The 20,402-nt window shown below is 47.4% G+C and carries 20 protein-coding genes; 13 read left to right on the top strand and 7 right to left on the bottom strand.

The window, feature by feature from the left end:
* Positions 1-130: 130 nt before the first annotated feature.
* The 3 genes from GJR95_RS11090 (at position 131) to GJR95_RS11080 (ending at position 2,896) form a co-directional block, all read left to right on the top strand.
* Complete coding sequence (locus tag GJR95_RS11090) at positions 131-1,216, top strand: mannose-1-phosphate guanylyltransferase (RefSeq protein WP_162385923.1); 1,086 nt, start codon at positions 131-133, stop codon at positions 1,214-1,216.
* Positions 1,217-1,375: 159 nt separating this feature from the next.
* A complete protein-coding gene (locus GJR95_RS11085; protein WP_162385922.1) occupies positions 1,376-1,912 on the top strand; it encodes a hypothetical protein in 537 nt (178 codons plus the stop codon).
* A gap of 69 nt (positions 1,913-1,981) precedes the next feature.
* The gene (locus GJR95_RS11080) at positions 1,982-2,896 is read left to right on the top strand and encodes a serine hydrolase (RefSeq protein WP_162385921.1); all 915 of its coding nucleotides are present in this window, start codon (positions 1,982-1,984) and stop codon (positions 2,894-2,896) included.
* Positions 2,897-2,902: 6 nt separating this feature from the next.
* On the opposite strand, the gene bla is transcribed toward GJR95_RS11080, so the two are convergent.
* The 5 genes from bla to GJR95_RS11055 all read right to left on the bottom strand — a co-directional run bounded on the left by bla (position 2,903) and on the right by GJR95_RS11055 (position 6,883).
* The gene (gene bla / locus GJR95_RS11075; protein ID WP_162385920.1) at positions 2,903-3,652 is read right to left on the bottom strand and encodes a subclass B1 metallo-beta-lactamase; all 750 of its coding nucleotides are present in this window, start codon (positions 3,650-3,652) and stop codon (positions 2,903-2,905) included.
* Positions 3,653-3,743: 91 nt separating this feature from the next.
* On the bottom strand, positions 3,744-4,628 hold the full coding sequence (locus tag GJR95_RS11070; protein ID WP_162385919.1) for a cyclase family protein: 885 nt from the start codon (positions 4,626-4,628) through the stop codon (positions 3,744-3,746).
* 50 nt (positions 4,629-4,678) lie between these two features.
* Positions 4,679-5,194 carry a DinB family protein gene (locus GJR95_RS11065; protein WP_162385918.1) on the bottom strand — a complete coding sequence of 172 codons (516 nt, stop codon included), beginning with the start codon at positions 5,192-5,194 and terminating at the stop codon, positions 4,679-4,681.
* A gap of 54 nt (positions 5,195-5,248) precedes the next feature.
* Positions 5,249-6,280: a thiamine-phosphate kinase gene (thiL, locus tag GJR95_RS11060; protein ID WP_162385917.1), complete on the bottom strand. Its 1,032-nt coding sequence runs from the start codon at positions 6,278-6,280 to the stop codon at positions 5,249-5,251.
* Between the two features lie 153 nt (positions 6,281-6,433).
* The gene (locus GJR95_RS11055) at positions 6,434-6,883 is read right to left on the bottom strand and encodes a hypothetical protein (protein ID WP_162385916.1); all 450 of its coding nucleotides are present in this window, start codon (positions 6,881-6,883) and stop codon (positions 6,434-6,436) included.
* A gap of 107 nt (positions 6,884-6,990) precedes the next feature.
* On the opposite strand from GJR95_RS11055, the gene GJR95_RS11050 reads away from it, so the two are divergent.
* From GJR95_RS11050 to GJR95_RS11040, 3 genes are all read left to right on the top strand, one after another.
* Positions 6,991-7,242 carry a cytochrome b5 domain-containing protein gene (locus GJR95_RS11050; protein ID WP_162385915.1) on the top strand — a complete coding sequence of 84 codons (252 nt, stop codon included), beginning with the start codon at positions 6,991-6,993 and terminating at the stop codon, positions 7,240-7,242.
* A gap of 58 nt (positions 7,243-7,300) precedes the next feature.
* Entirely contained in the window at positions 7,301-8,155 is an 855-nt protein-coding gene (locus tag GJR95_RS11045; RefSeq protein ID WP_162385914.1) for a BadF/BadG/BcrA/BcrD ATPase family protein, read from the top strand.
* 128 nt (positions 8,156-8,283) lie between these two features.
* The gene (locus GJR95_RS11040) at positions 8,284-9,354 is read left to right on the top strand and encodes a ferredoxin--NADP reductase (RefSeq protein WP_162385913.1); all 1,071 of its coding nucleotides are present in this window, start codon (positions 8,284-8,286) and stop codon (positions 9,352-9,354) included.
* Between the two features lie 58 nt (positions 9,355-9,412).
* On the opposite strand, the gene GJR95_RS11035 is transcribed toward GJR95_RS11040, so the two are convergent.
* Entirely contained in the window at positions 9,413-11,623 is a 2,211-nt protein-coding gene (locus GJR95_RS11035; RefSeq protein WP_162385912.1) for a M56 family metallopeptidase, read from the bottom strand.
* A gap of 30 nt (positions 11,624-11,653) precedes the next feature.
* Complete coding sequence (locus GJR95_RS11030; protein WP_162385911.1) at positions 11,654-12,034, bottom strand: BlaI/MecI/CopY family transcriptional regulator; 381 nt, start codon at positions 12,032-12,034, stop codon at positions 11,654-11,656.
* A 216-nt stretch (positions 12,035-12,250) separates the two neighbouring features.
* On the opposite strand from GJR95_RS11030, the gene GJR95_RS11025 reads away from it, so the two are divergent.
* The 7 genes from GJR95_RS11025 to GJR95_RS10995 all read left to right on the top strand — a co-directional run bounded on the left by GJR95_RS11025 (position 12,251) and on the right by GJR95_RS10995 (position 20,367).
* A complete protein-coding gene (locus tag GJR95_RS11025; protein ID WP_162385910.1) occupies positions 12,251-13,999 on the top strand; it encodes a M3 family oligoendopeptidase in 1,749 nt (582 codons plus the stop codon).
* A gap of 96 nt (positions 14,000-14,095) precedes the next feature.
* Positions 14,096-14,374, top strand: a complete 279-nt coding sequence (locus GJR95_RS11020; RefSeq protein WP_162385909.1) for a hypothetical protein — start codon at positions 14,096-14,098, stop codon at positions 14,372-14,374.
* A gap of 243 nt (positions 14,375-14,617) precedes the next feature.
* Positions 14,618-15,691, top strand: coding sequence for an NAD-dependent epimerase/dehydratase family protein (locus GJR95_RS11015; RefSeq protein ID WP_162385908.1), 1,074 nt, complete (start codon positions 14,618-14,620; stop codon positions 15,689-15,691).
* A 57-nt stretch (positions 15,692-15,748) separates the two neighbouring features.
* Positions 15,749-17,428 carry a hypothetical protein gene (locus tag GJR95_RS11010; protein ID WP_162385907.1) on the top strand — a complete coding sequence of 560 codons (1,680 nt, stop codon included), beginning with the start codon at positions 15,749-15,751 and terminating at the stop codon, positions 17,426-17,428.
* A gap of 72 nt (positions 17,429-17,500) precedes the next feature.
* Positions 17,501-18,433: a glycoside hydrolase family protein gene (locus GJR95_RS11005; protein ID WP_162385906.1), complete on the top strand. Its 933-nt coding sequence runs from the start codon at positions 17,501-17,503 to the stop codon at positions 18,431-18,433.
* A gap of 71 nt (positions 18,434-18,504) precedes the next feature.
* On the top strand, positions 18,505-19,329 hold the full coding sequence (locus GJR95_RS11000) for a hypothetical protein (protein WP_162385905.1): 825 nt from the start codon (positions 18,505-18,507) through the stop codon (positions 19,327-19,329).
* Between the two features lie 81 nt (positions 19,330-19,410).
* Complete coding sequence (locus GJR95_RS10995) at positions 19,411-20,367, top strand: glycosyltransferase family 2 protein (RefSeq protein ID WP_162385904.1); 957 nt, start codon at positions 19,411-19,413, stop codon at positions 20,365-20,367.
* Positions 20,368-20,402: the final 35 nt, after the last annotated feature.

Here is a 20,402-nt window from a genome sequence, read left to right as displayed (position 1 = left end):
CGATTATTTTTGTTAGTCGGTCAGGCTGTTACGTTTATCATTTACTAAGAATCCTGAACTATTCTGGCGTTTTTAGGTAAGATAGTAGCAACTTTACCACATTGTCCCTATTCTTTTACGAGCATTACCAATGAATCATACGTATGTTATCATTATGGCAGGGGGCGTCGGAACGCGGTTTTGGCCCTTTAGCCGGACAAGTTATCCAAAGCAATTTCATGATGTTTTAGGCACTGGCCGAACACTTCTTCAACAAACTGCCGATCGTTTCAACGGTGTTTGCCCTCCCGAAAATATCTTCATCGTAACCAGTTCTTTATACAAGGATCTGTGTCAGCAACAACTGCCGCAGCTTACCGATGATCAGGTATTGTGTGAACCCATTGCGCGCAATACGGCTCCCTGTATTGCCTATGCGTGTTATAAAATTGCCCAGCACGATCCGGAAGCGAACATTATCGTCGCTCCAGCCGATCATATTATTCTGAAAGAGGAAGAGTTTCAGCGCACGATTCTTACCGCTCTGGAAGCCACAAAAAATCAGAATATTCTGGTAACGCTGGGCATTCAGCCGAGCCGCCCCGACACCGGTTATGGTTATATTCAGTACATCCCGGAACCGGATCAGGCGAACAGCAAGCAACATCCGTTGAAGGTGAAAACTTTTACCGAGAAACCGCACCTTGAACTGGCGCAACAATTTGTTGAAAGTGGTGAATTTGTCTGGAATGCCGGGATTTTCGTCTGGAATGTACAGTCGATAATCAAGTCCTTCGAGAAGTACCTGCCCGAAGTTGCCGAAATTTTTGACGAAGGGAAAGAAGATTATTATACCGAAAGCGAGGCCGCTTTTATTGACAAAGCCTATTCATTGACGAAGAGTATTTCCATTGATAACGGTATCATGGAAAAAGCGGAGAACGTTTTTGTTGTGCTGAGCGACTTTGGCTGGTCAGATCTGGGTACCTGGAAATCATTGTATGAAGTATCGGACAAAAACGACGACTTCAACGTGATCGATGGCCATGTTTTACTGTACGATACTAAAAACTGCATTATCAAAACGCCTAAAGATCGGCTGGTCGCCATCAATGGGCTGGATGGGTTTATCGTAGCCGAATATGACAATGTGCTGATGATCTGCCGCAAAGAAGACGAGCAGAAAGTTAAAGCCTTTGTTGCCGACGCTAAAGAAAGAGGCACACATTTTGTATAGTTTTAGTATAGGAGCATGGCCGAGAAGCATCTATGGCTCTCTGCCATGCTTTTGTAACGAATACCAGACTGGTAAACCCGCCAATCTGATAAAAACTATGTAGTCAGAGCAATCCTGAAGAAAATGCTTTCGTTAGTTTTGCGAACTGCCAACTGACTTGTGAAAAAATTCTTCCTATCCTTCTCTGTTTGCCTGCTGGTAGTCGGTTTTCTGGCCGACTGCAAAGATCCCTATCAGGACTTTTCGCCCGGTGCGGGTGATCCGCGTATTACGGGGACCTGGCAGCTTTATGAGCGGCAGTTTCCTAAGGACTCACTACTGTATACGAGAAATTATACATACGGCGTAATCATTGTCGATAAACGCGAAGTGAAGGTAGTGCGTGATTCGACACTTACCTCCCGCGATACATTATTCTTTGCCCGTCGGAGATACGGAGCGGTTCCCGCTCAAACGCTCACCTTTGCTCCTGATGGAAAACTGACGGCCAGTGGTGATGAAATGAGTTACTATAATCCGATTAAACTGTATGATGTTGATTCAACGGAACAGGACGGATTAGGGGTCAAGCTCTATGTCAATACCAATCGGGCTAATCAGTACTTCCGCCAGGGTGTGTTGTTCAAGCAGGATACATTGCTATTGAGGCCTAAATGCGATGGCGACTGCTATCTTAAGTTTTTTCGAGTACGATAAAATCGCCGTTTCTCGCTTGATAAGCCCCATATTTGGCTAAATTGGCTGACTATAAATCATTTTGTACCTATGGCGCTTTTGACTTACCGGCCTATCGGGCTGACGGTTATTTTATTGTGTTTATCGGGGTTGGGAGTGGTTGCTGTTTGCCAGTCCAGAACAACGCTCGATCAATTGCGGCAACAAATCAATCAGGAGCTGGCGAAGCAGAGTGGTGTCTTTGCCGTTGCTTTTAAAGACTTAAGTACGGGCCAGGAACTCTTCATTCGGGAACACGATGTCTTTCATGCCGCCAGTACCATGAAAACACCCGTCATGATCGAGGTCTATAAGCAAGTGGCGCAGAAACGGTTGTCGTTAGCTGACTCTATCCCCATAAAAACCGAGTTTAAAAGTATTGTCGATGGGAGTTCGTACAGCCTGAAAGCGCAGACGGATAGTGATACCAACATTTATAAGGAAGTCGGAACGAAACGGACGCTGGCGTCGCTGGTTTACGACATGATTATTCTGAGCAGTAACCTGGCGACAAACCTGGTTATTGAACAGGCAGATGCCCAAAAAGTAACGCAAACGATGCGTGAATTGGGGGCAAAAGACATACAGGTCCGGCGCGGTGTTGAAGATTCGAAAGCCTTTGAACAGGGGCTTAACAACACAACAACGGCCTACGATCTGATGGTGATTTTTGAGAAAATCGCTACCGGTCAGGCGGTCAATCCGGAAGCGTCAAAAGCAATGATTGACATACTGCTCGACCAGCGCTTTATGTCGAAGATTCCGGCCAAACTACCGAAAGAGGTCAAGGTTGCGCATAAAACAGGTTCCATCAAGGGTGTTTCCCATGACTCTGGCATTGTTTTCCTGCCCGATGGCCGCCAATACGTCTTGGTACTTTTATCGAAAGATCTCAAAAACGATCAGGCTGCCGATAATACACTGGCAACGGTTTCGGAGTTGATTTACCTCTATGTGAAAGGGTAAATTGTATCAACCGCCTTTACGGTCCAGTAGATTTATTGTACGCTGCAAGGCCGGATGGCCGAAAGGAATTGCGATTGACGTATCGTTTGTTTTCCAGCTTTGATGCCCCGGAACGAGTACATCGATCTTGGGAAAGCGTTCGTGTACGCGACGGATCGTTGCAGGCCATTCGCTTAGATCGGCGTCGGCAATATTGCCTAATCCACTGGCTTCAACGCTTTTAATCAGGCATCCGCCGAAGAGAAGTTTCTGTTTCGGTAACCACACGACGATATTGTCGGGAGAATGGCCGCGGCCCGGAAAGTAGGTTTCAATTCGTACGCCACCTATGTTCAGCGTGGTGTCATTCGGTAAAATAGCATCAGGAACGGGGTGGTTTTTCGCTTTGGCCAGTCTGGCCGTTAAGGGTGTGCAAATCACCCTCGCCCCTTGTCGTCTTAGTAGTTCTGTACCGGCCAGCCGATCATCATGAGCGTGGGTAACAATGGCTAATAAGACGGGCCGCTTCAGGTTGGTACTGATCCAGTCGAGAAGCTGGCGTGTTTGTAGGGTATCCCAGGGTGTATCGACCAGAACAACGCCTTTTTTCGTTTCAATGACTAATCCATTTGACGGAAAAGGCTGGCCACTATACAGCATGTAGGACGTGTGAACATAAACGGAGGGCTTGATCGATTCGACCCGGAATTCTGGCGATTGAGCGTATAGCGATTGTCCAATCAGGAAACTGATCAGCGCAAAACATAAATACCGCATAAGCGACGTAAGTTGATCTGGACTTTTCTATTAAACGTAAACCTAGCCAAAAACGTAAGCATACGGGCGATAATACGAGCGATCGGTCGCGTCAGTTGAGCTTAGCCAGAGCCCTCACCGGAAATGTACCGACGCCTTTAAATTTTGGCGGGGCAGCACTAAACGTGAAGCCGTCGGTTGGTAGCAACGATAAGTTACAGAGATGCTCGACTATTAAAATGTCGGAACCCAGTAAAGTAGTGTGAACCGGACGGCTTTTACCACGTGTATCGTCAATATTGTGCGAGTCAATACCAACCAGCTTTACACCACAATCACGCAGATACGTAGCGGCCCCGGCCGTCAGGAAAGGGTGGTTTTCGTAATAGGTTTCGGTATTCCAGAATTGATCCCAGCCGGTACGAATCAGAACGGCGCGATTTCTGATTTCATAGTTTTGTAAATGACTCTCCGTAACGGCCAGCGTTTCGGTATAGGGAACATGAATAACGGTGCCTTCTAAGTCCGTAAATGCTTCCAACCCCACTTCCGACAGGTCTTTGCCCTGTTCATACCGGTGAAAAGGACAATCTATGTACGTACCGGTATTGGTAACCATCTCAATCTTACCAATCTGAAATTCTGTCCCCGCTTCATAAAATTGCCGGGAAGTCTCACGGCTTAGATAATCGCAGACAATGGGGGCAGGAAGACCTTTATACGTGACAAGGCCATCTTCGATCGTATGGCTCAGATCGATCAGCCGACTTTGTTTTGCTTCACGGATAGGGGTTCTTTTGTGGGCTTCCGTCAGAATTTCTTTGTTGAGAATGTTGGCCTTGCCGACCATCAATAAGCGCAGATCGGCAATGATATAGTCAATCAAAGCCTGCTCTGAAATGTCGTCGCCTTCAATATCTAATCGAAAGTCTTCTCCCTTTAGGCTGCCACCATTGGTGAAATACAACTCAAAATCGAATTTGACACGCTTTTGCATTTTATGATTGATTTTGCCGACTGGTAGTAAATCAGGCGTTCTACGGTCTGCTAACTGAGCGTATTTGATTGCTCCACTCGATTGTTCTCGTTGAAAAAGAGAAACAGTTCTGTCACTACAGGCTGATACCCCAACATTCTGACCATATTTGTGATTTGTCCCCGGTGGTAAGTGCCGTGGTTAACCACATGATTAATTGTTTGCCACAGCAGGAGCGCGAAGGTATCTCCTTTTTTCGTCGTAAACCGAACGCTTCGTTCCAGTTGGTCAGGCAGGCATACCGAAAAATAGGCGTCTATGTCATCCTGAATTGGCTCCCAAATTGCCTGAATCGATTCGACGGCGTTCGTCTCCCAATGAGTAGGAAGCGTAGCCAGGGGTTCACCCTGCCATCGTTTGAGCCAAATCCAGTCTGATTCAAGTAAATGCCGTATGGTTAACTTTAGGGAAGGAAAGCTGCCACCCAATTCTTTCTCAAATTCATGCTGAGGGAAATCCCGTAATTGAGCTAAAACACGTTGGTTTGACTGGATGTTGTACTTAATTAAGCTTTTGTAGTGATCCATACTAACCTGATACTAAGAATCAGGCGCACCACTCAGGCGGTGCGCCTGACATTTTTATGACTTCGCTAAACTCTCCCAGCCCTGTGCCCGAATGGGTGTCTGCTGGCCTGCTTTGGTCGCCAGAACAACCTGATCCGGATTGGCCGTTAGGTAGCCGATTGCCGTTATTCGGGCGTTGGTCGACAATTTATCGAACTCCTGTGGGCGTACGGTGAAGAGTAATTCATAATCCTCTCCACCATTCAGGGCAGCCGTGATCGGGCTGATTTTAAATTCGTCAGCGGCTAAGTGGGTCTGATCATCAACCGGGATGTTTTCGTCAAAAATCACAGCACCTGTGCCCGATTGTCGACAAATGTGAAGTAACTCAGACGCCAAACCGTCCGAAATATCAATCATCGACGTCGGGCGAATGCCCAGATCGCGGAGTTCATGAACAATGTCGGTGCGGGCATCGGGCCGGAGCTGACGCTGGATCAGATACGACCGTTCTTCCGATAAATTGGGCTGCATGTTTGGATCGGCCAGATAAACCTGCTTCTCTCGTTCCAGTAACTGAAGGCCAAGGTAAGCCGCTCCCAGGTCGCCCGTAACGCAGACCACATCATTAGGCTGAGCGGTATTCCGATAAGTGATCAGGTCTTTAGGGACTTTACCCAGCACCGATATCGAAATAATCAGCCCCGACCGCGAGGCCGTTGTGTCGCCACCTACTAAATCGACATTGTAGGCCTCACAGGCCATTCGAATGCCTTCGTATAACTCATCGACGGCTTCGACCGGAAACCGGCTGCTCAGCCCAATAGATACGGTAATCTGAAGGGGCAGGCCATTCATCGCTGCAATGTCTGACACATTAACGGCTACGGCTTTATAGCCAAGGTGTTTTAAGGGAACATACATGAGGTCGAAATGAATGCCCTCAACGAGCATATCGGTCGCCAGGAGGCCATAATCATCGCCCCAGTTAAAAACAGCCGCATCGTCGCCGATACCACGAATGGTATCAGCGTGTTTCGGCGCTGGCGTTGCCTGTCGGATACGTTCAATCAGGCCAAATTCGCCAATGGTATTAAGATCAGTCATAATAATAAGCAGTTAACAGCCAGCAAGTGATTGGGAAGGACTTTCGCCGGGAGCTATTGGTTCGGGCCACTGCCGGGACTGCTAACTGATAATAGAAAAAAGCCGTTCCACTTGACCTATGGAACGGCTTAGATAAAAAAAAGATTGCGAAACCTACGGATTTGACAGCGTGTATTTTACTATTTTATTACCTGTCTTCTGACTGGTTTTCGTCCGGGTTATCACTAATTCTGAGTCGCTGATCGAGTTAATTGTAAATTCGATCGTACCGTTATCACCAGTTGGTGGAGGGGTTAGATTTGAGAGTACAAGACTGGTTTCGGTAGGAACAGAATATTGCCCTGTAAATTTACTCCCTTCGAACTCCGTATTTGAGACGGTAGGCGGTGCACTTAAATCAAGCCGATAATTGGAGTAACCGGGCTGCGGATTGCTCGTTGCCCCTTTCGTATAAACCGTTACATTGTCCCATTCAATCTTATTGGCTGTCCACACTTTAGCGATGCGTTCAGAAACGGGAGGAGTTTTGGTTCCACCACAACCCGTTAACAGACTGACAAGCACCGTTAGGGAAAGAAAAGCGATAAGGGTAGTCTTTCTCATTGTAAATTGTTGCATATAAACAGAAGTGGCTAAAGTTACACTATTTTTGTTGTCACCCGCAAATTTCATGCCCTCAATAATTGCTGGTTTGACTGAACGGATCACAAATGTCTATTGACCCGCTTTTGCAAAAAAACTATACCCGAGCACAACTGGCCCTTCGTAATGGTTCTGATCGTGATGAGATCTGGTGCGCCTATGCTGGTATTATCTACGACGTATCGACCTCACGACTCTGGCGAAACGGCAAACATTACGAACATTGGGCTGGTCAGGATCTTACCGCCGAACTTGTCGATGCGCCACATGCTGACTGGGTGTTTGCTAAATTCCCAATCGTAGGGCGTCTGGTCTATTAGGTTTACGGTTTTGGGCCGCAAGGCATCACAAAAGATCGTAAATCGTAAACACTAAATCATGAACGATATTCTTATTGCTGATAGCGGATCTACCAAAACCGATTGGCGACTTGTTAGGGCTAATGGCGTGACCCGCGCTATTCAAACGAACGGTTTTAATCCCTATTATCAAACAACAGAACAGATTATAAGCACGCTACAGGCTCAGTTGCTACCCGAACTGAGTGGTGCAACCATAACGTCTGCCTTTTTCTATGGTGCCGGGTGCAGTGGCCCGCCCGTAAATTACATCATATCAGATGCCTTACGGGCGGTTCTTCCTGATCTGGCAGTCGTCGAGGTAAACAGTGATATGCTGGGTGCCGCACGGGGAGCAACCGGGCGTGAGCCTGGAATCGTTTGTATTTTAGGAACCGGATCAAATGCCTGTTGCTATGATGGACATTCTATTTCGCGCGGTATTCAAACGCTGGGATTCTGGCTTGGCGACGAAGGGAGTGGTGGGTATTTGGGCAAAACCATAGTTCGGGATTTTTTTCAGGAGCGCCTGCCCGTTCATTTGAAAGCGGCTTTTCAAAAACGGTATGCACTCGACCGTCCGACGCTGCTGGAAAACGCCTATCAGAAACCCTTCCCGAATCGTTATTTCGCGTCGTTTACCCCGTTCCTGTCCGAGCATATCGCAGACGCCTATATCGACCGGCTGGTGACAGATGCTTTCACTTTATTCCTGTCGACATACGTAACTGGTTTTCCTGAAGCCGATCTGCAGCCGGTTCATTTTGTTGGATCAATTGCTCATTATTTTGCGGAACAATTGCATAAGGCCGTCAAACAAACCGGTTTAACAATGGGTCGTATCCTAAAAGCGCCTGCCACAGAGTTGGTTGATTTTCATAGGCAAGCTGTGTGATGTACCTTTGTGATTGGTTTATAGGTTTACAGTTTTTGGTTTACAGTTTTGGGCATTCTGGTAGTGGTAGGCCGGACAACCGTAAACTAAAAGCCAGAGATCATAAACTGGCAACAACCTGAATAGTAATGGCAAATCGGTATTTTTTAAAAATAAAAGAGGTTGTTCGGGAAACACCGGACGCTGTAACAATCACCTTCTGGCATCCGCTTAACGAAGAAGTACGCTATCAGCCGGGTCAGTTTTTGACGTTTCTGCTGAACATAAATGGACAGAAAGTAAGGCGATCCTACTCCATGGCATCTTCTCCTCATGTCGATGTATCGCTGGCGGTGTCGGTGAAACGGGTGCCGGGTGGGTTGGTCTCCAATTATTTGTATGACCATGCCAAAGCGGGCGATATTCTCGAAACACTGGAACCAATGGGCACCTTTGTGCCAAAACTGGACACTAAAAATCGACGGACGCTGGTTCTGATAGGAGCAGGAAGCGGTATTACACCGCTGTTTTCGATGGCTAAATCGGCACTGCACGTTGAGCCGAATAGCCGGATCTGGCTTATCTATGGCAACCGTAGTCAGGAAACGATTATCTATAAGGCACATCTGGACGCTATGGAACAGGCCTACGGTTCCTCGCGCTTTCGGGTGACGCATGTGCTAAGCCAGCCAACCCATAGCTGGACGGGTCCTGAAGGTCGGTTGAATCAGCATACGATTACAAAACTAATTGATTCGCTGCCGTATGCCGATCGTCAGAATGCCAGCTTTTATTTGTGCGGCCCCGATGGTATGATGGCCGAAGCACGTTCTGCCTTATCGCTGGTTGGCATTCCAACCGATCGTGTCTTCAAGGAAAGTTATATGACTACACCCGTTGCCGCTGGCGAGGTGGTTGAAGAGCCGTTGACCGCTGGTGATGAGGGTGCGCCTGAAGTTACGGTTCTGTATGAGGGCAGCGAGTATAAATTTACGGTAGGTCCGCATCAGACTATTCTGGAAGCGGCTCTGGATCTGGATATTGACTTACCTTATTCCTGTCAGGCTGGTATGTGTACGGCCTGTATGGGGCGCTGTATTTCGGGTAAAGTGAAATTAGATGAAGAAGATGGCCTGTCGGAATCCGAACTGAAAGCGGGCTATGTACTAACCTGCGTGGCTCACCCTGTTGGCAGAGATGTTGTGATTGAAATAGAGTGATCTTCTCCAAAAGTGCTGTAAAAATGAAACCCGACTCTTGCTGAGTCGGGTTTCATTTTTATTTATTGGGCTTCGGTGCCGGAGCAACCTTAGGCACAGCCCGTGGAGGAGCTGACCGTGACCGGGCCGGTGCTGGGGCAATAGAGGGCACGGGTGCAATCGCCGGTGCTGGCACCGGCGATACATGTACGGACGGCACAGCAGGCGCTGCGGGTGTTGCCAGACGGCTACGCACGGCTCTTGGTGCCCGCGGAGCCCGGAATAACCGGGTAGGGGCAGTTGATCGGCTATACGAAAAACCGCTGTGATCCATGTCATCCAGGGAAATCCGTGCCATACCTTCGCTGTATCTGCCCATTTCTCTGGAAAGTTTTTCCATTTGTCGGTCTAACTGTTCGGCTTCCCGTTCCAGTTTTTCCATAGGTTGCCGGGTTGTTTCCAGCTTTTCCCGTGCTTCTTCGAGCTGTTTGTCTAATTCGCCAATGCCAAGCTCCTGTTTTTTTATTTCTGGTTCGAGCTGTTCAAGCTGCTTTTCAATAGTTACCGGATCAACTTTCACCTTTCCATCGCCCGATGAATTCAGGATCTGCTGCCGTTTTTCGAGAATTCGCTGCCGTTCCTCCAGGAGTCGTTGTTTGCGCCATTCGAGTGTTTCCTGATTGCGCCCAAACTCTTCAATCGGGAACCGAAGCTTCTCCATTTGGCGGTGTAGGGCCTCCATCTGTTTGGCTTGCAGCGCCATGAGCCGACTCAGGCTGTCAATTTGGGCCTGGTGCAACGTGCGCAGCCGATCGAGCGAATCGGAGAGCGGTTGCAACTGCGACAAAGAAGCCAATGCCTGATTGGTAATGTTGTCGTAGTTGATCTTATTCAGGGTAGCTAGTGAAGCCTCTATACCAGTCTCGGCCGAAACCGCAATGTTATCGTAATCGATATGAGCCAGGCCTTCGCTTAATGCGTTCATTCCCGAATCGAACCCATTGTTTTTTTCGATAATAGTCAATAGAATATCGCGATCCGACTGCGGAATGTTATCGAGCGAAAGCTGGCCGGTCTCAACCTGATCGAGCTGACGTTGTAGCCGGGCAACGCGGGCTGCCGGTAGTTTTTGGCCTTTCCAGATTACGTAGCTGACTTTCTTGCTATCGACCATGCCGTACTCCGAATTGCTGTCGATTTTATGTTTACGCGTAGCCTGTGGCTGCTTATGCCGCGGTTTCGGCTGTTGCTGGATGGCGTAAACCGATGCGCTGACCAGTAAAAGTGTGGCTAATGTTAACCCCGCCAGACTACCGTTTGAGACAACTGGGCGCGTGGGTACACCCAACATTCGCCGAACCCGGTGAAGAAGTAGTTGACGCTTTGTAGTCAACGCCATTGCCAGCGAAGGGGTCATACTCGATTGTGCCAGACGTAGTTCTTCAACGCGGGCCAGCGCCTGCGCTAATGTGCGACCATCGCCCCCACAGGCCTCTACCGCCAGATCATCGCAGCAATGTTCGCGTTCTTCCCGTACTCGCGCTGATAGCCACCAGATGGCTGGATGGAAGAAATAAAGCACTTCCATAACCGACTGCAGGAGATTTACCGCATAATCATGCCGTTTAACATGCGCCAGTTCATGAGCCAGCACGGCTTCAATTTCACGCATCGACAGGTTGGTAGCCAGGCCGATAGGAAGTAGCAAAACGGGTTTTATCGTGCCAACGACCATAGGAACAGCTATGCGGGCAGATTCACGAACGTGCACAATTGATCGGATAAGCAGCGTTGACCGCAGCCGATTGGTAAGCTCCCACCAGCGATCTGAAACGGGTTGGGTAGCGGTTCGGCTGAGGTGCTGCAAATAAAGCCAGCCGCCGGTAAGACGTAGGCCAAAAAGGGCAACGCCGATTAGGTAAATCAACACAAACTGGCTCAGGTGTGCATCCAGAAAGAATTGGATCTGCTTATGCCAGGGTAATGTTTGCGATACGGTTTGCCAGTGGATAGCAAATGATCGCATCGGCAACGTAGCGTCAGGTGTAATGGGTGTGCTGGGCATAATCGGTTTATAGTACCAGCCAAAGGTGCCGGCGGAGGCCACTACCTGAGCAAGCAGTGCCATTACGCCTACCCGGTAACGGACTACACTCGAGTGGCTACGGAGCGTATGCAGTAGTAGAGCCGTAGACAATACCAGAGCAAAACCCTGCCAGAGGGCGTGGAATAGAGTCCAGCCCAACGCATAGATGACTGGACTCGACAGATGATAAGTGATGCTGTTCATGACAAAACTTTGTTAATCAGTTAAATCCAATCAATCCCGATTCAAATCATTAAGTAATTTTTTAATTTCATCCAGCTCCTCGCGCGATGTCTTGTGCTGGCCCAATACCTGCATGACGAGCTTGGAGGCCGATCCGCGAAATGCCGTTTCAACAAAGCGATTGACAAGCCCCCGCTGCGTATCCTCTTCACTGACTGCCGCCGAATAGGTGTGTGATCGGTTCGGTCGGCGATCGGGTTCTTCTTCACGGCTTAATAAGCCTTTTTCATACATAATCTGCATGAGCTTTAGGGCGGTTGTATAGCCAATATCACGGCTCTGACTCAAATGCTCGTGAACCTGACGGACAGTGCTCGGACCGCTGGCCCAGAGTACATGCAGGATTTCCAGTTCGGCATCAGTTGGCTTCATAAAGTGTCTACGAATAGTTTCGTAGCAAACATATACGAAGGACTTCGTAGTTGCAAGTAAATGAACAAAAAAGTTTTACAATTGATTAATTTTAGGGCTTTCGCTGCGGTGGCACGCTTCGCAGCGAAAGCCCTAAATTTGTAACGGGACAGGAAAGCCCCTTGCTTTGCCAAACGTAAACGATAGACCCTAACGGCATTCTGGCCGAATTACTGTATGACCCCAAACGAAATCTTGCCGATTCCAACTCGTCCAGTGCGTAATTTCATGGGCGAAGACCGCTTCAATGATCGTACGGAACTGAAAAGCTGGGACGATGTAAAACCCCTTTATGATGAGCTGCTGAACCGGCCTATCGAAAATACTGGCGATCTGAAACAGTGGCTGCTCGATCGGAGTGAGTTAGAATCGTATTTGTCCGAAAATTTTGCGTGGCGCTATATTCAGATGACTTGCGATACGGCTAATGAAGAGTTGGTGAACCGACTCAACTTCTTTATTGCCGAAATTCAGCCACCGATGACCGCTTATGGGAATGATCTTGATATCAAAACCATTAACAGCCCCTATTTGAGCCAACTGACTGATGACGGGTATTCCGTTATGGTGCGTGGCATGAAAAAAGCCATTGAAATTTTTCGGGAAGAAAATATTCCGCTTCAAACGGAAATCCAGACCGAAGAACGTAAGTATGGTGCGATTGCCGGTGCTATGACCGTTGTCATCAATGGGCGTGAAATGACGCTGCCGGAAGCCAGTGATCTACTTCAGGTAACAGATCGGGCCGTTCGGGAGAATGCCTGGCGTACGATTTGGGAACGACGCTATCAGGATCATGATGCCCTTGACCAGCTTTTCGACCGACTGCGTGACCTACGCCATCAGGTAGCGGTTAATGCCGGATTTGCCAACTTCCGTGACTTTTCGTTTGCTGCCCTCGGCCGGTTCGACTATTCGCCCCAGGATTGCTTTAATTTTCATGAGTCAGTCGCTGATGCGGTTGTGCCACTTTTGGATCGATTGGCTCAGGAACGGAAACAGCGGCTCCAGGTTGATCCATTGCGTCCGTGGGATGCAAAAGTGGATGTGGAAGGTCGTGCACCGCTAAAACCGTTTGAAACGGGTGCAGAGTTGCTCGAAAAAACAATTGCCTGTTTTGATCGACTCGATCGCTCGCTGGGCGACGATTTGCGTATTATGCGGGCAATGGGCCACCTCGATCTGGAGTCGAGGAAGGGAAAAGCGCCTGGCGGCTATAATTATCCCCTCGAAGAAATTGGCGTGCCGTTTATTTTCATGAATGCAACATCGAGCCTACGCGATCTGGTTACGATGGTTCACGAGGGAGGGCACGCCGTTCATTCATTTCTTACGCGTGAATTGCCGTTGAAAGCTTTCCGGAATCCTCCGATGGAAGTGGCCGAACTGGCGTCTATGAGCATGGAACTGTTGTCAATGGATCATTGGGATGTGTTCTTTACGAATCCGGATCAACTGCGCCGGGCTAAACTTCAGCATCTCGAATCCATTATTGAGACATTACCCTGGGTAGCGACAATCGATAAGTTTCAGCACTGGATTTACGAAAATCCAACCCATACCACTGCCGACCGGCGCGAAAACTGGCTGACGATTTACGAAAAATTTGCCGATAATGTAGTTGACTGGTCAGGTCTTGAGAAGCTGAAAGAATATATATGGCAGCGCCAGCTGCATTTATACGAAGTCCCGTTTTATTACATCGAATATGGTATCGCTCAATTGGGGGCCATTGGTGTCTGGCGGAACTACCGGCGCGACCCTAAATCGGGTTTAGCGGGGTATAAAAATGCATTAAGCCTGGGTTATAAAGCGCCCATTCGCGAGATCTACGCGGCTGCTAATGTACCTTTCGATTTCTCTCGTGAGCACATTCGGGAGTTGATGGAATTTGTCTGGGAAGAGATCGAGACGCTCAAGAAGTAAGGAATTGAGAGAAAATTGGTAAAAATCTAACGACGAACAGCCTACGACTAACGACTCTTTCGTAAGTTTGCAGAATCAATTCGTAATCAAGTGGCTATGAAACGCGTATTCAGTGCAGGATTAATGGTAGCAACCGTGCTGTCGCTGGCATCCTGTGACTATCAGAAAAATAACACGATCCGTCAGGCCGATTACCGGGCAGGCGATTTCCGGAGTAATTATCGTGCTGGTGATCCTGAAGTATACGGAACCGGTAAGGATTCGGCCGCTGTGCAGACGAAATACAAGTATACTCCAAACCCGGAACTGGAGCAGCGGACCCAGAAAATCCGTGAAAAACTATTTGGAGCGGGTGCTAATAGCCAGGGAGCCTAATTCATCAGTAAATAGTACCCTCAGGTAATAAAAGCTGCTAGAACATAAACGTAGCCGCAACCAGTTGAGTGTTTCTATATAAACTGTACTCAAAAGCGACGCATTGGTCAACCTGACCGATGCGTCGCTTTTGAGTATAAGGCATAGTACTATCTATTTTTTTTGCGTTACTTTGTCCGATTGAAATACAGAAGTTTATAGTACTTTTTGAATAAGTAAATCGCCACAAACAGCATAGACGCTATGAATATTGCATTAGTAACAGGCTCGGCTGGACTCATCGGTAGCGAGGCCGTTGCCTTTTTTGCCGATAAATTCGACCTGATCATCGGTATCGATAATAACATGCGCCAGTACTTCTTCGGAGCCGATGGATCGACCGAGTGGAACCGGAATCGCCTGTCTGATACCTACGCTTCCTATAAACATTACACCGCCGATATCCGCGAAGTATCTCAATTGGAGCCTATTTTCCGCGAATATGGCACCGACATTAAATTGGTATTGCACACGGCTGCTCAGCCTTCGCATGACTGGGCCGCTCGCGAACCCTTCACCGATTTTGGCGTTAATGCTGTGGGTACACTCAACATGCTTGAGATGACCCGGTTACATAGCCCGGAGGCTGTATTTATCTTTACCTCGACCAATAAAGTTTACGGCGATAATCCCAACTTCCTGCCTCTGATCGAGACCGAAACTCGTTGGGAAATTGACCACAGTCATCCTTATTTTGAGAATGGGATCGATGAGTACATGAGCCTTGATCACACCAAACACTCAGTTTTTGGTGCTTCTAAAGTAGCGGCTGATATTATGGTGCAGGAATATGGCCGTTATTTTGGCATGAACACGGGTGTATTCCGGGGTGGTTGCCTGACGGGTCCTAACCATTCGGGCGCTCAGTTGCACGGCTTCTTATCGTACCTGATGAAATGTGCCATCACCGGGAATCAATACACCATATTCGGTTATAAAGGCAAGCAGGTTCGTGATAATATTCATAGCTGGGATCTGGTGAACATGTTCTGGCATTTTTATCAGAATCCGCGTCCGGGCGAAGTGTATAACGCAGGTGGAGGCCGTTATGCAAACTGTTCAATGCTGGAAGCAATTGCATTGTGTGAGCAGATCTCGGGCAATAAGATGAATTATCAGTATTCGGAGACCAACCGGAGTGGCGATCATATCTGGTACATTTCGGATCTAACCAAATTCAAGGAACATTATCCGGGCTGGAACTGGACGTATGATTTGAAAGAAACGATGGTGCAGATTCACGACAGCATGGCTGCCCGGTTATCGGTCCTGAAATAATATTTTATTGTACTAAAAATGCCAGTCGAATACACTGGCATTTTTAGTAGTACGTCCATGCCGCATTTCGATACCTACCCGACATTATACTGGTTTCCTGTTTATGCCCTCTGCTGGGTGCTGATCTGGTTGGCTACCCGGCCTCAGATTAACAAACGGGTATTCATTGCCTTAGCATTGCTAATGCTATTTCTGCTTCGGTTACCCAGTATTGTATTCGACTATGAAATCAATCCTGACGAGAGCCAGATGATCACGCAGGCACTTACGCTGCGGCATGATCCGGTCTATTTTCGGTCGGTGGATGGTACAACAGGAGGCCCCCTGGATAGCTATTTTCTTATTTTACCAAGTTTTCTGGGATTGCCGTTCGACTACATTACGGCTCACCTGACCGCATATGCATTAATCGCGGTATGTCTGTGGTTGCTGTTTAGAACCGCAAAATTATGGTTTGGTGAGAAAGCAGCCCGGCTGGCCATGTTGCCATTCGTATTCATGCTTGGATTAACGCAGAATGGCGATTTCTTACATTACAATAGTGAGCTTATAGCCCTGCTATTGCTAAGCTGGAGTTATTACCTCTATGCTACTCAACTGACTCAAAAAGTGCCATCGTTGTTTAGGATTGGTCTGATTGGTTTGTTGTTGGGGATGGTTCCTTTCGGAAAACTCCAGGCCGTTCCTCTTGCGGCCGTAGTTGGCCTATTTGTGGGTATCGACGTTTTGATACGTAGGAATCTGAGCATTTTGGCTAAGGTTGGGCGTCTTGCCGTGCTGGGGGCAGCCGGAGTCGCATTCCCGGTACTAGTCATTATTCTGACTCGACTAAACGGCGTCTACGATGATTTCATAACGTTCTATATTGTAGGAAACTTCCGCTATGCAGGCAACACGAATCAATGGCAAAGCCTGATGCGGTTACCCGACTTTTTTCAGAAGGGAAGCGAATTTGACTGGCTTGTTAAGTTTGTGGCCTTGATAGGGATAGCGGGTCTGGTGATGGCTTTTCGACGGAAGGTTCAGTTGAGTGTAAATTCGATTCAAATAGGGGGTTTCGTTGGTTTATTGTTGATAGCAACACTGTTTGCCATCACCCGAACGGGCTCCGAATATGTGCATTATCTATATTTCTTAACCGGACCGCTGCTATTTGTTCTGGCTTTTGGCTGGCAGCAACTTACTGTTGTTGAGCGTTCCGGTCAATGGATTGCCATGATTTCTACCGGGGTCTTCCTGCTTTTATTTGGGGTACAGACCGGCCAGAAGTTTTTGAAAAAAGTGCCTGTAAACCCCTATTCTTCTGAAAATCAGGATGGTTGGGCTGTACAACAATCACCGGTAGCTAAGGAAGTATTGAAATATGCCCGTCCCGGCGAAAAATTGGCCGTTTGGGGCTGGCGCTGTGATTATTACATACAAACGCAAATGCCACAGGGAGTGGCCGAAAATCATACAATCCGGAGCGCATTCAACCATCCGATGCTAGCCGACTATCAAAAACGATATGTCAGCGATTTTATGCGTTCGGTTCCGCCCGTGTTTGTTGATGCGGTTGGTAGTCAGAACCTTTGGATGAACGACCGAAAAACGCAGGGGCATGAACTTATTAAGCCACTGGGGCAATTTGTTAATACGCACTACAAATACGTAGGACTCATTAATGATACCCGAATTTACATCCGTAATGACCGGGCTAATGGCTTATCCTTTGATAGTCAGCCGGAAACTCACTAAAATAATTCATATTTTTGAGCTAAGTTCGCACTGAGCCAAGCCCAAAACTGATCAGTCAAAAACAGTTTTTCTATGTGGACAAAACAAGGACTCATTTATAAACCCAACGGTTCTCAAGCATTCAGCAGAACGCACGCTCAAGTGCCTTTTGGTTATCCTATGGCTGACAAATTACGTGTCTATTTTTCCACACGTGATGAAAATATAGCGTCCGCTGTATCATTTGTTGAGCTAAATCCCAATAATTTATCTGAAGTAACGTATATTCATAATAAGCCCTGTTTAACAAAAGGTGCCGTTGGCATGTTTGATGAAACAGGCACGATGCCATCCTGGTTTTTACCCGTAGGCGATGAAATCTGGCTGTATTATACCGGATGGAATAAGAGCGAAACCGCGAGCTATCGCCTGGGTATAGGTCTGGCTATCAGTCGCGATGGCGGTTTGACATTCCAGCGAAAATACGATGGGCCTTTACTTGACCGTTCTATTTACGATCAGGTATGGGCCGCTCAACCCTGCGTAATCCGCGAAGGTGACCGATGGCGGATGTGGTACCTTTCCTGTACCAAAATTGAGGTTATCAACGGTCACCCTGAACCATTTTATGATGTGAAGTACGCCGAGTCGACGGATGGTATCAAGTGGGAACGAACAGGACAGGTGTGCGTTGGCTACGATGAGTTTACAGATGCTATTGGTCGTCCGACGGTTTACAAAGATGGAAATTTGTACAAAATGTATTTTTCGTACCGAAACGCGACCAATTACCGAACCGATGTGCAGCGTAGTTACCGTATCGGTTATGCCGAATCCAGCGACGGTATTACGTGGGAACGTAAGGATGAACGGGCAGGTATTGAACGCTCAGCAGAGGGCTGGGATTCACTCATGATGGATTACTGCCATATTTTCCCACATCGTGACCAATGGGTTATGCTGTATAACGGTAATGGCTTTGGCGCATCAGGATTTGGGTATGCAACTCAGCCTACCACATACTAAATCGTATGTAATGCATTTGTATTTTAGGTAGATTGCGAGCTATTTTGTATTGAATTCACACGTATGCAACCATGAAAGAAGCAGCAAAATATTTAATTAAAGTGGACGCCGAATTCAGAGATGGCCAAATCGTTCCTGAAATTTCTTATGATGATGTGATGCGATTGGTAAATGAGCCGAACATTGTCATTGTCAAAACGGGCATTCCTTCTGAACTATTGACTAAGGTCATTGAGGGTACCCGCCAATGGGCTGCTCAAACGCCTTTGGCAGAAGGACCCGATACGTTTGACAATAACCAGCATAAACAACGGCTACACATTGCTAAAATCCAGCAGGCTCCCCAGTTATTTCACGACCATACATTCGACGCTATTGTAGAACTGGAGTCAACATTTAAGCAAACGCTGCTGAGTGTTTTTGACCCTATGCGTAATTTCTGGAATAGCCTGACCAGCAACGACGAAGCCTTCGGTATTCGCAAAGGCGAACCATATTTTCACCCACAAGTGACTCACTATCCGTTAGGAGGCAGTTTCTTTGGGCGACACTGGCACCCGCTTAACCCGCAAAAAGTGGGTATGATCCTGGCCCTGAATCAATACGGCAAAGATTATACGTCTGGTGGAACCGGTTATGTGATCAACAATCATATTGTTGAAACAGAAGGATACCATGATCTTGGCGATATGATTCTATTCCGCTATGATCTGCCTCATTGGGTCAGTCCATCCAGTTTTGCCGATCGCTTTAACTGGGATGATCCAGCCGGGCGTTGGGTATCTATTCTGCCGTTCTATGATCCTTGGGCAACACCAGCAGAAAAGAATGAGCCACAAGGCTGGAAAACCCAGATCCAATCGGCCAGAAACTCTCCTTCCAAGGCAACTGTTTAGTTTATGGTTTACGGTTTGCTACTAGGTGGTAGGTAACCGCTCGCGATCCGCAGTAAACCGTAACCTGAAAACTTACTCTCTATGGTTAAAGTTAGTGTTCTGATTATCACTTACAATCAGCATAAATTTATTCGTGCCGCTATTGATAGTGCGCTCGCACAGCAGACGACATTTCCTATTGAAATTTTAGTTGGTGATGACTTTTCAACGGATGGAACACGGGAGATTATTCAGGAATACGAACAGAAGCATCCTGGCTTAATTATTGGTGTTTTGCACCCCTATAACATGGGGAAAAACGGAGGGATAAACTGTCTTGAAACACTGAAATTAGCTAAAGGTGAGTACTATGCCTTGATGGATGGAGATGACTACTGGACTGATCCACTTAAGCTTCAGAAACAAGCGGATCTACTGGACGCACATCCTGACTATTCGACGGTCTTTAATAATGCTCTTATTACATACGAAGACGGATCGCCTTCCCATTTACTGAATGGACCTGTTATGAAGCCATTCTATACGATGGACGATCTGATTGGCGAAGACGAAATCTGGTTTATGGCTACATCCAGCACCATGTTTCGGAACAATATTAAGGAATATCCTGCCTGGTTTCGAGAGTCATCAAGTGGCGATATTCCAAGGCTGATTCTGAAGGCTAAACTTGGGAAAATTGGCTATATTCCCGATGTAATGTCGGTTTATCGTAAAAATCGGGGAGGAGCCAGCTTTGCGGACAACTATACTGATGAGACATTTCTGCGGAATCGTATCCAAATGTATAGCGATATTAACCGGGAACTGGATTATCGATACGACCGTGTCTTACGCCGGAATATTGCCCGGTATTACCGGATGATGCTCGATGCAAAACAGTATAAGCATAGTTATTTTCGTCGAGCCCAACTGGCGTTGAAATATCTTTACTTAGGAAAACCCGACTGGCAAAAGACGAAAGATGTAATTCGGAATTATATTGTTCCTCAGCCGCTGGCAAAGCTGTACAGTACAATTCGGTTATTACCACATCGGTAAGTTCTATTGACTGTAACTCAGCGATTATATAATAC

The sequence above is a fragment of the Spirosoma endbachense genome (assembly GCF_010233585.1).
Lineage (GTDB): Bacteria > Bacteroidota > Bacteroidia > Cytophagales > Spirosomataceae > Spirosoma > Spirosoma endbachense.
Note: the sequence above shows the minus strand (reverse complement) of the source record. Positions and strands in the feature narration are given on the sequence as shown.

Excerpts from the sequence above, each read along its gene's own strand:
- GJR95_RS11010 (WP_162385907.1), top strand. The coding sequence starts at position 15,749 with ATGCCGCATTTCGATACCTACCCGACATTATACTGGTTTCCTGTTTAT.
- GJR95_RS11020 (WP_162385909.1), top strand. The coding sequence starts at position 14,096 with ATGAAACGCGTATTCAGTGCAGGATTAATGGTAGCAACCGTGCTGTCG.
- GJR95_RS11090 (WP_162385923.1), top strand. The coding sequence starts at position 131 with ATGAATCATACGTATGTTATCATTATGGCAGGGGGCGTCGGAACGCGG.
- GJR95_RS11070 (WP_162385919.1), bottom strand. The coding sequence starts at position 4,628 with ATGCAAAAGCGTGTCAAATTCGATTTTGAGTTGTATTTCACCAATGGT.
- GJR95_RS11015 (WP_162385908.1), top strand. The coding sequence starts at position 14,618 with ATGAATATTGCATTAGTAACAGGCTCGGCTGGACTCATCGGTAGCGAG.
- GJR95_RS11000 (WP_162385905.1), top strand. The coding sequence starts at position 18,505 with ATGAAAGAAGCAGCAAAATATTTAATTAAAGTGGACGCCGAATTCAGA.
- bla (WP_162385920.1), bottom strand. The coding sequence starts at position 3,652 with ATGCGGTATTTATGTTTTGCGCTGATCAGTTTCCTGATTGGACAATCG.
- GJR95_RS11025 (WP_162385910.1), top strand. The coding sequence starts at position 12,251 with ATGACCCCAAACGAAATCTTGCCGATTCCAACTCGTCCAGTGCGTAAT.
- GJR95_RS11065 (WP_162385918.1), bottom strand. The coding sequence starts at position 5,194 with ATGGATCACTACAAAAGCTTAATTAAGTACAACATCCAGTCAAACCAA.
- GJR95_RS10995 (WP_162385904.1), top strand. The coding sequence starts at position 19,411 with ATGGTTAAAGTTAGTGTTCTGATTATCACTTACAATCAGCATAAATTT.
- GJR95_RS11050 (WP_162385915.1), top strand. The coding sequence starts at position 6,991 with ATGTCTATTGACCCGCTTTTGCAAAAAAACTATACCCGAGCACAACTG.
- GJR95_RS11055 (WP_162385916.1), bottom strand. The coding sequence starts at position 6,883 with ATGAGAAAGACTACCCTTATCGCTTTTCTTTCCCTAACGGTGCTTGTC.
- GJR95_RS11005 (WP_162385906.1), top strand. The coding sequence starts at position 17,501 with ATGTGGACAAAACAAGGACTCATTTATAAACCCAACGGTTCTCAAGCA.
- thiL (WP_162385917.1), bottom strand. The coding sequence starts at position 6,280 with ATGACTGATCTTAATACCATTGGCGAATTTGGCCTGATTGAACGTATC.
- GJR95_RS11045 (WP_162385914.1), top strand. The coding sequence starts at position 7,301 with ATGAACGATATTCTTATTGCTGATAGCGGATCTACCAAAACCGATTGG.
- GJR95_RS11040 (WP_162385913.1), top strand. The coding sequence starts at position 8,284 with ATGGCAAATCGGTATTTTTTAAAAATAAAAGAGGTTGTTCGGGAAACA.
- GJR95_RS11035 (WP_162385912.1), bottom strand. The coding sequence starts at position 11,623 with ATGAACAGCATCACTTATCATCTGTCGAGTCCAGTCATCTATGCGTTG.
- GJR95_RS11080 (WP_162385921.1), top strand. The coding sequence starts at position 1,982 with ATGGCGCTTTTGACTTACCGGCCTATCGGGCTGACGGTTATTTTATTG.
- GJR95_RS11030 (WP_162385911.1), bottom strand. The coding sequence starts at position 12,034 with ATGAAGCCAACTGATGCCGAACTGGAAATCCTGCATGTACTCTGGGCC.